Annotated in this window: 10 protein-coding genes; 9 read left to right on the top strand and 1 reads right to left on the bottom strand. The window is 62.7% G+C overall.

Annotated elements, in window-relative coordinates; translation table 11 throughout:
• The first annotated feature begins 4 nt into the window (after positions 1-4).
• Both ABIB57_RS15035 and ABIB57_RS15030 read left to right on the top strand, forming a co-directional pair.
• On the top strand, positions 5-916 hold the full coding sequence (locus ABIB57_RS15035; protein WP_354041856.1) for a glycosyltransferase family 2 protein: 912 nt from the start codon (positions 5-7) through the stop codon (positions 914-916).
• Between the two features lie 20 nt (positions 917-936).
• A complete protein-coding gene (locus ABIB57_RS15030; RefSeq protein WP_354041855.1) occupies positions 937-3,246 on the top strand; it encodes a Wzz/FepE/Etk N-terminal domain-containing protein in 2,310 nt (769 codons plus the stop codon).
• A 231-nt stretch (positions 3,247-3,477) separates the two neighbouring features.
• On the opposite strand, the gene galU is transcribed toward ABIB57_RS15030, so the two are convergent.
• The gene (gene galU / locus ABIB57_RS15025) at positions 3,478-4,389 is read right to left on the bottom strand and encodes a UTP--glucose-1-phosphate uridylyltransferase GalU (protein WP_354041853.1); all 912 of its coding nucleotides are present in this window, start codon (positions 4,387-4,389) and stop codon (positions 3,478-3,480) included.
• Between the two features lie 554 nt (positions 4,390-4,943).
• On the opposite strand from galU, the gene ABIB57_RS15020 reads away from it, so the two are divergent.
• The 7 genes from ABIB57_RS15020 to ABIB57_RS14990 all read left to right on the top strand — a co-directional run bounded on the left by ABIB57_RS15020 (position 4,944) and on the right by ABIB57_RS14990 (position 11,650).
• A complete protein-coding gene (locus ABIB57_RS15020) occupies positions 4,944-5,117 on the top strand; it encodes a hypothetical protein (protein WP_354041852.1) in 174 nt (57 codons plus the stop codon).
• A 467-nt stretch (positions 5,118-5,584) separates the two neighbouring features.
• Entirely contained in the window at positions 5,585-6,256 is a 672-nt protein-coding gene (locus ABIB57_RS15015) for a sugar transferase (protein ID WP_354041851.1), read from the top strand.
• A 10-nt stretch (positions 6,257-6,266) separates the two neighbouring features.
• Positions 6,267-6,632: a hypothetical protein gene (locus ABIB57_RS15010; protein ID WP_354041849.1), complete on the top strand. Its 366-nt coding sequence runs from the start codon at positions 6,267-6,269 to the stop codon at positions 6,630-6,632.
• A gap of 34 nt (positions 6,633-6,666) precedes the next feature.
• Positions 6,667-7,881: a glycosyltransferase family 2 protein gene (locus tag ABIB57_RS15005; RefSeq protein WP_354041848.1), complete on the top strand. Its 1,215-nt coding sequence runs from the start codon at positions 6,667-6,669 to the stop codon at positions 7,879-7,881.
• Positions 7,878-9,149, top strand: a complete 1,272-nt coding sequence (locus tag ABIB57_RS15000) for an O-antigen ligase family protein (protein ID WP_354041847.1) — start codon at positions 7,878-7,880, stop codon at positions 9,147-9,149. Before ABIB57_RS15005 ends, ABIB57_RS15000 begins: the two co-directional genes overlap by 4 nt.
• The gene (locus tag ABIB57_RS14995; RefSeq protein ID WP_354041845.1) at positions 9,142-10,143 is read left to right on the top strand and encodes a glycosyltransferase; all 1,002 of its coding nucleotides are present in this window, start codon (positions 9,142-9,144) and stop codon (positions 10,141-10,143) included. Before ABIB57_RS15000 ends, ABIB57_RS14995 begins: the two co-directional genes overlap by 8 nt.
• A 25-nt stretch (positions 10,144-10,168) precedes the next feature.
• Positions 10,169-11,650, top strand: a complete 1,482-nt coding sequence (locus ABIB57_RS14990) for a lipopolysaccharide biosynthesis protein (protein ID WP_354041844.1) — start codon at positions 10,169-10,171, stop codon at positions 11,648-11,650.
• Positions 11,651-11,664 lie beyond the last annotated feature (14 nt).

Here is an 11,664-nt window from a genome sequence, read left to right as displayed (position 1 = left end):
CGCCATGGTTTCCGTCGATATCTGCATCTGTACGTTCCGCCGCCCGTTCCTGGCCGAAACGCTGGCCTCGGTCGCGGCGCTCGCGATCGACAACGTCGATGTGCGCGTTATCATCGCCGACAACGACACCACGCCGTCCGCCCAAAGGCTGGTTGACGCGGCGCGGGACGGCTTCCCCCACGCCATCACCTATGTGCATGCGCCCTCGGCCAATATCTGCATCGCCCGCAATGCTTGCCTCGATGCGGCTTCGGCCGATTACGTTGCCTTCATCGATGACGACGAAACCGTCTCGCCGCGATGGCTGAGCCAGCTGCTGGCGACCGCGCAGGAAACCCGCGCCGATGCAGTGCTCGGGCCGGTCCGCGCGGTCTACGATCCCAAGACGCCCGACTGGATGGTGCAAGGCGATTTCCATTCGACCCTGCCGGTCGCGGTCAACGGCGCCATTCGCACGGGTTACACCTGTAACGTCTTGATCCGCCGAGCCGAACCGTTCGCGGCCCTGCGTTTCGATCTGTCGCTGGGCAAGTCCGGCGGCGAGGATACCGATTACTTTTATCGCCTGACATCCCTGGGCGGCACCATCGCCGAGGCCCCCGACGCACTGGTTTATGAGCCGGTGCCGACCGACCGCGCCGCCATGGCCTGGCTGGTCCGTCGGCGGCTGCGCATGGGCCAGACCCATGGCAAGCTGATTGGCGGATCGCGCCTGGCTGCCGCCGCCGTAGCAACGGCAAAAGCCAGCTTTTGCGTTGCCATGACCGGCTTGACCGCATTTTCGCCCATTGCGCGGCGCAAGAACCTGCTGCGCGCCATCCTCCATATGGGAGTGGTCGGCGGCATTTTGGGTATTCGCCCTGCCGTCCACTATGGCGACGGCGCCGCGCCCAGCGCACACAACCCCACTCACTAGACCTGCCCCCGGAGGCAAACATGCTTGAACGAGGCAATTATCCAGAAACCCTGGCGCCGCAGCCGATGGACCTGAAATTCATCGACCTCGATCGGATATTTTCCGTCCTGCGGCGGCAAATGCGGGTCATCGGGCTATGCATCGCCATCATGCTGGCGCTGGGATTGATCTACCTGATGCTCGCCCCGCGCAGCTACGTGTCGGCCGGACAGATCCTGATCGACAAGAATCTCGAACAGGTGGCGGACGGCACTACGGTCTCGGTCAGCGCCGTCGATCTGGAAGCCCAGGTGCTCAACCAGATCGAAGTGCTGCGCTCGAGCCGGATCGCCATGGCGGTCGCCGAAGCCGAACACCTCACCACCGATCGCGAATTCCTGAGCCCGCCGCCGTCCTTTACCGGCCGGATACGCGGGGCTTTCAGCAGCCTGTTGTCGCCCTTCCTGGGTCACGGCGCGGTGGTTGATGCGGCGCCCCCCCAGGCCAGCATCGACGATGTGGCCGGCATGCTGCGCGCCAATGTGCAGGTCGACCGTATGGGGCGCAGCGCCATCATCCGCGTCAGCTATGAGGCGTCCTCGCCCGAACTGGCGCAGCGCATCGCCCGCGCCTACGGCAATGCGGTGGTGCAGGACCAGCTCAATGCCGATCTCGACGCCACCAAGGCGGCGGGCGACTGGATGCAGCAGCGCCTGACGGAAATCGGCGCCAGCCAGCGCGAGGCAAATCTGGCGATCCAGAAATTCCGCCAGGACAGTGGACTGTCGGTAGATCAGGACCGCACCCTCAGCGACAAGCGTGTCGAGGCGCTGTCGGAGCAGTTGGCGACGGCCCAGGCCGAAACCGGCCGCATGCGCGCCCTGTCCAATCAGGTGCAGGCGGTGATTGCCGCCGGTCCCGAGGCGGCTGCCAATAATGTGGGTCTGCTGGCGCAAACGGAAACCGCCACCACCAATCCGCAAATCGCCACCGTGCGCACTCAATATGCCAATCTAGTCAGCCGGATTGCCGAGGTGACCAGCGCCTTCGGGCCCGATCATCCGCAACTGGTGGCGCTCAATGCCCAGAAGGCGGCGCTGAACGGACAGATTTTCGCCCAGCTCCAGGGCCTTAACGAGCAATACCTGACCCAGTTGCAGATCGCCGAACAGCAGGAAGTGGGCCTGCGTCGGGATATCGACAATGAGGGCACTGCGGATAACGACGCCAACCAGGCGCAGATCCAGCTCAACGAGTTGCAGCAGCGCTCGACGGCTTTGGGGCTGCTCTACAATACGTTCCTCGGCCGCTACGAAGAGGCCATCCAGCAGCAATCTTTCCCGATTCCTGCCGTCCGGGTGATCACTGAAGCGCTGCTGCCCGACAGTCCGTCGAGCCCGCGCACGCTGGTCGTACTGGCCGCCGCGCTGATTGCCGGCCTGTTCATGGGGCTGGCCTTTGGCACGTTCAACGAGTTGCGCGAGCGGGCGTTCCGCACCGGTGCGCAAGTCAGCAACGAGCTGGGCCTGCGCTTCCTCGGCTACCTGCCGCAGCTCGAACTGGGCAAGGCCAGCCGCGATCCCAAGCAGCGCGCCAACCTCATTCACCGGTTCCTGCGCAATCAGGTGGTCCGGCGCGGCAGCAATACCCCGACGACGCCGTTCCTCGAAACGCTGAAATCCGGCAAGCTCGCGCTTCGCTCCGCCCGCAAGGATGGCGGCGGCGTGGTCGGCGTGGTGTCGGCTTTGCCCGGCGAGGGCAAGACCACGTTCGCCGTGGCATTTGCCGAAATGCTGGTGGGCAGCGGCAGCAAGGTTTTGCTGGTCGACGCCGACCTGCGCCAGCCTGGCGCCAGCCGGCTGATCTCCAGCGTCGCCGAATTTGGCCTGATGGATCTGGCCGAAGGCAAAAGCTGGCGCGAGATTGCCGAAACCGATGCCGAGACCGGCCTCGTCACCGTGCCGGCCAATACTTCGGGCGTGGTCGGGCGCACCAATGACTTCCTCTCTTCGCCAGCCATGCAGACCTTCCTGGCTGAAGCCCGTCGCGAGTTCGATTATGTGGTGATCGACCTGCCCCCGCTCGGCCCGGTGGTCGATGCCATGTCGGTGCTGCCCTGGACCGACGGGTTCATCCTCGTCACCGAATGGGGCAAGACCCCCCGCCGCTTGGTGCGCACCATTATCGGACGCGAGCCCGAGCTATCGGGCGAACTTCTCGGCGTCGTGCTCAACAAGGTCGATTTCAAGAAACTGCCGCGCTACAGCGAGGCGGGGGGCGTCGAACGCTTCGTGGACGTCTATCAGCGGTATTATCAGGTTGAGACCGAGGTCGAGCCCGCTGCGCACTAGGAGCTAGCCACCATCTGCTGCTCCTCCCCCTTCCGGGGGGAGGCCGGGTGGGGGTTCTGAGAGAGCCGGAATTTACCAAAAGACCCCCACCTTGATCCTCCTCCTGGAAGGGGGAGGTGTCGACTGAAGCCTTAGGCTGAAGAGTCTTGACCGTATAAGATTGTCCCACAGACAGCACAACGGCGCGCCCCATGATCGGAGCGCGCCGTTTGTGTTGGTGGCGATTGGTGCCTATTCGGCGGCGTTGCGGAAGCCTTCCGACAGTGCCGAATCAAGCTGCAGTTTGGTCAATGCGACGAGGAAATCGTCGGCAATGTCCGTGCGGTCGAGCGCATAGGCCACATTGGCGGTGAGGAAGCCGATCTTGGAGCCGCAATCGAAGGACTGGCCCTCATATTGCACGCCCACGAAGGGCTGCTCGTGCATCAGCGTCTGCATGGCGTCGGTGAGCTGGATTTCCCCGCCCGCGCCCTTGGGCTGGTCGGCCAGGAGATTGAAGATTTCCGGCTGCAGAATGTAGCGGCCCGAAATGATCAGGTTGGAGGGGGCCTCGTCCCGCTTTGGCTTTTCCACCATGCCGGTGATGCGGAAGCCCGCATCGGGGCCCTCGCCCCGCGCGATGACCCCATAGGAGGAGACTTCGGCGGGCGGCACCTGCTCCACGGCAATCACATTGCCGCCGGTCTCCTCATAGGTCTCCATCATCTGCTTGAGCACGCCGCGGCGTGCCTGGAACAGCATATCGGGGAGCAACAGGGCGAACGGTTCGTTGCCCACGATCTCGCGGGCGCACCATACGGCGTGGCCGAGCCCCAGCGGCTCCTGCTGGCGCGTGAAGCTGGTTCGGCCCGCCGAAGGCAGGTCGCGGCGCAATTCGGACAAGGCCTTGTCCTTGCCTCGCGCTTCGAGCGTCGTCTCAAGTTCGAACTGACGGTCGAAATGGTCTTCGATGACACCCTTGTTGCGTCCGGTGACGAAGACGAAATGGTCGATACCCGCCTCGCGGGCCTCATCGACCGCATATTGGATAAGAGGACGGTCCACGACCGTCAGCATCTCCTTGGGCATGGCCTTGGTCGCCGGCAGGAACCTCGTTCCGAGCCCCGCCACCGGAAACACTGCTGTTCTAACGCGCTTAACCACGGCAAACTCCTGATTGAGCATTGGAAACACCCAAAGGGCAACACAGGCAGGCCCCACAAGTCCACCCAAAATGCCCAAACGAAACGCATGGCTATGATGCGCTGAGGGCAGAGTTTTAATTAGGCTAAAGGCCTATTAAACCGTCATAAACCCGCCCAATTTGAAGCTATCTATTGACGCCATTGGCTAGAGTTTTTATTTCTACTTTGCTTGTCCTTCAATTTCATGGGGTCGCATAGCCGAGTGTATCTTCGAATTCTACTTTGCCTTTTGGCCGATTGAGGCAGTTCGCAAAAAACCGTGATAGTTGGCGCATTGTGCCAGTGCCCTCAACACTGTATTGACGCTCCAACAGGCAATGCTTGTCCGCTTTGGACACTTGAGATTTAGCGACGGAATGGTTTTCACAGTTTCGTGACTATTCGGGCCGAATCTCTGTTGGGGAATGCAGCGGATTGCAAATCGCGCCTTTGGCGTGACCTCGAATTAAGTTTTTAGGACGACAGTCTACGCCTATTGCAGCAACGAGGCAGAAGCCTCCGGGGAGGCCAGACATGCAGAAGGACGGGCCAGACGAGCCGGTCGTGGACAAGGCCAGCAAGCCTTTGCCGGTCGAACGCGCAGCCATACGCTGGCCCTGGGGCATCATCGCCCTGGGTGTGCTCGCGCTGGCTTGGGTGGGGGTCTATCTGCTGTGGAACGGCTTTGTGTTCCTGTCCCAGCTATAGTTGGCTCTTGCAAAGAATAATTATAGTCTTGCCTGGTTGATTGAAACTGAGGCTTCTTAGTCTCATAAGCCGTTTGGTCTATTGAAGATCGACTGTTTCGCGTCCCTCTCAACGCACAAGCGACACGGCTCATGATCGCCGCCGAGGCCGATTTGGCCGATTTTGCGGCAGCCGCGATGCATTGCAGCTATGCAGCCTAAGGGTTGCCACTCATCGGCAATCATGGTCCCATTCCCGTGATGACGGAACACCACCTCGTTTTGCTTCGCCTTGCGGCGCACTGGAGCAAGACCAATCCCGGTATTCGTCAAGACGTGTTGATCAAAATACGTCGAACAATTGCGTCTGTTACTGGTGTTGTGCGCGAGAGGTAAAATTCTCGGTAAACTGTACTTAAGCGCCAAGAAAGAACGGTTCGAAGGCCAAATCCGCCGGCCACTCTACCTTCCATTTAGCGAGATAGCGCCATGTCGATCGTAAATGCTGAACTTGATCTATCGAGCCAGCCATCCAAGACGAAAGTGCCCAAAGGGGGGGTGTCCAAACGGGTCTTCGATGTGCTTGTCGCATCGACCATGCTCCTGTTTGCCTTGCCGGCGATGTTCTTCATCGCCGTCATCATGTTCTCGACCGATCGGGGCCCGATCCTCTTCGGCCACGAACGCATCGGCCACAACGGCAAGCGCTTCCGGTGCCTCAAATTCCGCTCCATGGTGGTGGATTCCCAGGCGGCGCTGGCACGGCATCTCGAATTGTTTCCCCTGGCGCGCGCCGAGTGGGAAGCCAGCCAGAAGCTGCGCGACGATCCACGTATCACCGGCATCGGCAAGTTCCTGCGGGTCACCAGCCTTGATGAGCTGCCGCAGCTGATCAACGTCATCCGCGGCGAGATGAGCCTGGTTGGGCCGCGCCCGATCGTGCAGGACGAAGTGGTGCGTTATGCCGCCGAGATCGAGCACTATACGGCGACGCGCCCGGGCATTACCGGCCTCTGGCAGGTCGGCGGTCGCAGCGATGTCGATTATGACCATCGCGTTCGGCTCGACAGCCAATATGTGCGGGAATGGACTTTTGCCGGCGATCTGCTCATTCTGGTCAAGACCGTCAAGGTCGTGATCGCACGAACCGGCAGCCGCTGAGGAGCCCAATATGGCATCCATGCTTTCGCTGAGACCCAGGCTGTTCCGCACCCGCAACCCCGCCCGTGACAGCAATACGGACCTCGATCGCCTGATGACCGTGCGCCGCGCCTTCGCCGCTGCCATTGCGGATGCCGAGCAGGAACGGCAGGGCCTGCAACTGCGCGTGGACGTCTACTACGCCCAAGCCACCAACCTGCTCGACAATTCGGGCGATTATGGCAGCCGCAGCCAAGAGGACGAGCAATCGATCCGCGATGCCGAGGCGCAGGCCGCCGTCGCCACCGTCCGGATCGGCCAGATCGACGCCCAGATCGTCAAGCTCGGTGCCACCTTGGCCGAGTTCGACCGGACCATGAGCGACAGCGCGGCCTAGCGGACGCTGGGCCGACAAACAAAATGGTGAGATTATGCGATCGACCAGCCCGCAAGCGGCACGTATCGCCACGCCATTGATTTCAGTGGTCATGGCCAATTTCCAGGCGAGCGATAAGCTCGTCCCGGCCATGCAGTCGGTGTTGCGGCAAAGCGTGGCCGATCTCGAACTGATCGTGTGCGACGATGCCTCGAGCGATGACAGCGTGGCCATTGTCGAGCGCTTCATGCGCGATGATCCACGCATCAGCCTGATCCGCGCCGACACCAATGGCGGGCCGGCGCGCAGCCGCAATCGCGGGCTGAAGGCAGCGCGCGGGCAGTGGATCGCGGTGGTGGATTCCGACGACATCATCCATCCAGAACGTTTTGAGCGGCTGCTGGCGGCGGCGAACCATGCGGGCGCCGATATCATCGCCGACGATCTGCTGCATTTTTATGAGGACGGCGCCCCCGCCAGCCTGCTGCTGGGCGCCGGGCAGGATACGTTGTTTTCCGTCGATGCCGCGCGATGGGTCGGGGCGGGTTTCGATGGCTCGGCAGCGCTGGGCTATCTCAAGCCGATGATCCGCGCCGAGGTGCTGGGCGATCTGCGCTATGATGAGAGCCTCCGCATCGGGGAAGACTATGACCTGGTGCTGCGCCTGCTGCTGGCGGGCGCCGCCATGAGCATTCTCCCGGAGCCCTATTATCTCTATCGCCGCCATAGCGGCTCGATTTCCCATCGCTTGTCGGTCGCCGACCTGGAAGCCATGCTCATCAGCCAGACCGTCATGCGGGCCTGGCTTGGCAGCGTGCCGCCGGACCTGGCGCAGGCCTTTCATCGCCGGCAGGAGCAACTGGGCAATGGCCTGGCTTTCGAAGAGCTGGTGGCCGCCATCAAGGGCCGGCGTCTGGTGCGGGTGGCATCCTTGCTGCTGAGCGAACCCCGATTGGCCCAGCGGCTGTGGCAATCCTTCAGCGAGGGCCGCCGCCGCAAGGCCCGGGCGCCGCGCGCACAACAAGCGGCCGGGGCAGTGACGCTTGGGCCATCCGAGCAACGCGTACCGGCCTATATCCCGGTGGACGCCGAGGACTGGAACGCGCCGCGTCAGCGTCAGGCTTGGCTGGAACTGGCCGATCTCGGCGGCGGCCAAACCATCGACGTCACCTGCCCGGACCAGGCGTCGCGCTATGCGGCCGGCTTTATCCCGATGGCGCGTATCCGCGAGCCGGCGATGCGCACCGAACTGGGGGAACTGGTCAAATGATCACGCGCTCGCCCGCCCATGGCCATTACATCACGGTCAATTTCGCCGCCGTGCTGACCTTTTTGGCGCTTGCGGCCCTGGTGCTCAATGCCATGCTGGGCTCCATGGCGGCGCTGGTCTTCATGGTCTGCGGCGGACTGCTGATCCTCACCAATATTCCGCAAAGCCTCGACAGCGTCATGCGCTGGTGGATCGTGCTGCTGCTGCCGGCCTATTGCCTGCTCTCAGCGTTGTGGTCGCAATATCCCGACAACACGCTGCGCTACGGGCTGCAACTGACCTTCACGCTCATCGTGGCGGTGGTCATTACCGGGCGCATGTCGACAACGACCCTGATGCGTGGCCTGTTCGTCGTCTATGCCATCGGCGTCGTCTTGAGCGTCGTTATCGGTCGCAATGGTGGCGGGGCCTGGCTCGGCATTTTCGGCAGCAAGAATGCGTTCGCCGCGCACATAGCCGTCTTTGCCCTCATTGCCGTGGCCATGATCGCCGACAAGGGCGCCCATCCGCTGTTGCGGATCGGGGCCATTGGCGGTGCGCTGATTTCCGGGCCGCTGCTGATTCTGGCGCAATCGGCCGGCGCCATCATGATGGTGGTGCCCTGCATCATCATCATCGTGCTGGTGCTGCTGACCGGGCGGCTGAGCCCGCAGCAAAAACTGTTCCTCGGCATTTTCATGGCTATCGCACTGGCCGCTTTGACCTTGGTCGTCGTCACTATGGGCGATACCCTCCTGGCTGATGCGCTGGAGGGCTCGGGCAAGGACCCGACGCTGACCGGGCGCACCGAATTGTGGGCGACCGGGTTCAGTTTCATCGCCGAGCGGCCGCTGCAGGGGCTGGGCTATCGCGCCTTTTGGGTCAGCGGCTTTGCCCCGGCCGAAGAGCTATGGGCCATGTTCCTCGTGCCCTCGGGTGCGGGCTTCAATTTCCACAACACCTACATTTCCAACGCGGTGGAGATCGGCTTCATCGGCTTGGCCCTGCAAATCATGATCATGTATGGCGGGGCCGCCATGATCGGCGCCTATGCGATGGCCCGGCCCAACGCCGCCAATGCGCTGCTGCTGGGCATGCAGGTGCTGATGATCCTGCGCAGCTTCATCGAGGTCGAGGTGTTCTTCGAATTCTCCATCCGCTCGATGCTGGCCGTCTGCACCTTCATCTATGCCGCCCAGGGCCTGCTGACCCTGCGCGCCGAAGCGAAGGCGCGCGAGCGGGCAGGCAATGTTTATCCCTACCAGCGAAAAGGACTGATCGATGCGTGACGTCACCGCCGGCCTGGTCCAGATTCGGACCCCCACCTACAAGCGCCCCGCCGCCCTCAAGCGCGCGCTGGAATCCATGATCGCCCAGACCTGGGACAACTGGGTCTGCGACGTCTATGACGACGATCCCGCCGCTTCGGGACGTGACGTCTGCGAAGCCCTCGGTGATCCACGCATTCATTACACCCACAACGTTCCGCAGCGGTTTGCCTCGCGCAATATCGACGGGTGTTTCACGGCTGATAATCCGCGTGGCGCCGATTATTTCTGCGTGGTCGAGGACGACAATTTCATCCTGCCAACCTTCTGCGCCGAAAACATTGCGCTGTGCCGAGCGCGGGGCGTCGAGATCGTGCTGCGCAATCAGGTTGTCGAGCATGCCAGCGGCACCGAACGAGCGCACTTGAGCGAAGGCGGCGTGCTCGATGAGCTGTTGGTCGAAGGGCTCTATGATGCGGCAGATTTCCGCCTGTCGCTGCTGATCGGCATCGGCGTGTCCAATGGCGGGCTGTTCTGGTCGCGCCATGCGCGCAGCCAACTCGAAATCCAGTATGGCTGCACGGCGACCTTGCAGGAATATCTGCGCACCTTCGCCATTGCCGAGCCAGTTTACGTGGCGATGACGCCCCTGGCCGTATGGGCCGAAAACGCCGAACAGACGACGCGCAATGCGGAGCTCAAAGCCTCCTATATGCGCCGCGAGCTGGACCTCAAGCGCTCGATCCAGGCGCTGCAACGCCAAGTCTGGCATGAGGCGACACCGGCCCAGCGCGCCGGTTTCATGACCAATCCGCGGTTTGCGGCTTCCCCGAAGGGACGCGCGCTTGGCATGGCCAAGGCCTTGCTCGCGCAGCCCATCGGTGACTATCTGCCATCCCAGGACGCTTGGCGCTTGCGCGGGCGGGGGCTGGCGATCCGGCTGCTCGGCCGCGTGACGCCCGAGTTCAACACCTTCGTGCGGGAGCGCGGCGCCGTGCCGCTGTCCCATCCCTGAGCCAGTTCCCCCAGTCGGTGTGCCCATGGCGGCGATAGACATTGTCGGCTCCGGTCCCGACCTCAATCACGTCAAGACCGGACGCGCCGGCGCCGCCATGCGTGGCGCGCTGTGGTCCATGCTGTCCAGCTTTGCGCCGGCCGCTTTCGGCATCGTGGTGTTCATGGCGACCTCGCGCGTGCTGGGTCCGTCCGAATTCGGCATCGTGGCCTTTGCGGCCAGCATCGCCACCTTCGGCATGGCGGTTGCGCCGGCCGGTTTTCGCGACGCGCTGATCCAGCGCACGTCCATCACCGCGCGGCATCTCGATGCGGTATTCTGGTTGAGTGTCGTATCGGCGGTGGTGATTTATGGCGTCATCGTCGCCGCAGCGCATCCCATCGCCACCGCCTATGGTGAGCCGGAACTGGCGCTGCTGATCCCATTCATCGGCCTGCGCGTCGTATTCGACATGGCCGCCACCGTGCCCAATGGCCTCTTGGTCCGCGCTATGTCGTTCAAGAAGCTGGCGCTGCGCACGGCGGCCGCCTCGCTGGTCGCGGCGATCGGCTGCCTCGTGCTGCTGTGGTTCGGCTTCGGGCTGTGGGCGCTGGCCTTCTCGCAACTGGCGACCTCGATCGTCACCTGTGTGGGGGCGCTGATCGCCTCGCGCTGGCGGCCGGGGTTCAGCTTCGATCTCAAGGCGCTCAAGGAATTGCGCAGCTTTGGCCTGTTCGCCACCGGCAACAATTTCATCACCACGGTGAGCATCGACCAATTGCTGATCGGCGTGCTGCTAGGGCCGGCGGGGCTGGGCATCTACGGCTTTGCCCGGCGCATTTTCCAGATTTTGACCGACCTGATCACCGGGGCGCTTAACCTCGTCTCATATTCGCTGCTGTCCTCGATGCAGCAGGAGCAGGAAAAACTCCGTGAGGCCTATCTGTTTGGCACGTTCGCGTCCTCGATCATTGCCTTTCCGGTCTTTGCCGGGCTGGCGCTGATCGCGCCCGATTTCATCCCCTTCGCGTTTGGGCCGCAATGGGTGGAAGCGGTGCCGGTGGTGCAGGCATTCTGTGCGTTGGGGCTGCTATCGGCTGTCGGCGTGTTGCAGGCCTCGCTGGTCAAAAGCCAGGGCCAGGCCGATCTGTGGTTCTATTACATGGCCAGCAAGATGGCGATCACGGTGCTCTACGTGTTCCTGTTCAGCGGCTGGGGTGTCAGTGCGCTGACCAATGCACTGGTGATCCAGAATTTTATCATGTGGCTACCCACCGTGCATATGGTGGTGCGGCTGCTGCGCATTTCGCCCTGGGCATATCTGGGCAGTTTCGCCCTGCCGGTGTTTGCGACCCTGGTGATGCTGGGGGCGGGGATGCTGGTGCAGTATGAGCTGGCGGAGAGCACGCCGCTCATCCGGCTGGGCGCGACCATTGGGGCTTCCGGCCTGGTCTATGGGGCGGTCGTGCTGCTGCTCGGCCGTCGCAAGATGCTGGCGATCATGGCGACGCTGCGGCGGCGGGGGTGATTCTTCACCTCTCC

The organism is Devosia sp. UYZn731, assembly GCF_040546795.1.
Classification (GTDB): Bacteria; Pseudomonadota; Alphaproteobacteria; order Rhizobiales; family Devosiaceae; genus Devosia.
Note: the sequence above shows the minus strand (reverse complement) of the source record. Positions and strands in the feature narration are given on the sequence as shown.

Bases quoted from the DNA above. Each gene is read 5' to 3' on its own strand.
- ABIB57_RS15035 (WP_354041856.1), top strand. From the start codon at position 5: ATGGTTTCCGTCGATATCTGCATCTGTACGTTCCGCCGCCCGTTCCTG.
- ABIB57_RS15030 (WP_354041855.1), top strand. From the start codon at position 937: ATGCTTGAACGAGGCAATTATCCAGAAACCCTGGCGCCGCAGCCGATG.
- ABIB57_RS15020 (WP_354041852.1), top strand. From the start codon at position 4,944: ATGCAGAAGGACGGGCCAGACGAGCCGGTCGTGGACAAGGCCAGCAAG.
- ABIB57_RS15015 (WP_354041851.1), top strand. From the start codon at position 5,585: ATGTCGATCGTAAATGCTGAACTTGATCTATCGAGCCAGCCATCCAAG.
- ABIB57_RS15010 (WP_354041849.1), top strand. From the start codon at position 6,267: ATGGCATCCATGCTTTCGCTGAGACCCAGGCTGTTCCGCACCCGCAAC.
- ABIB57_RS15005 (WP_354041848.1), top strand. From the start codon at position 6,667: ATGCGATCGACCAGCCCGCAAGCGGCACGTATCGCCACGCCATTGATT.
- ABIB57_RS15000 (WP_354041847.1), top strand. From the start codon at position 7,878: ATGATCACGCGCTCGCCCGCCCATGGCCATTACATCACGGTCAATTTC.
- ABIB57_RS14995 (WP_354041845.1), top strand. From the start codon at position 9,142: ATGCGTGACGTCACCGCCGGCCTGGTCCAGATTCGGACCCCCACCTAC.
- ABIB57_RS14990 (WP_354041844.1), top strand. From the start codon at position 10,169: ATGGCGGCGATAGACATTGTCGGCTCCGGTCCCGACCTCAATCACGTC.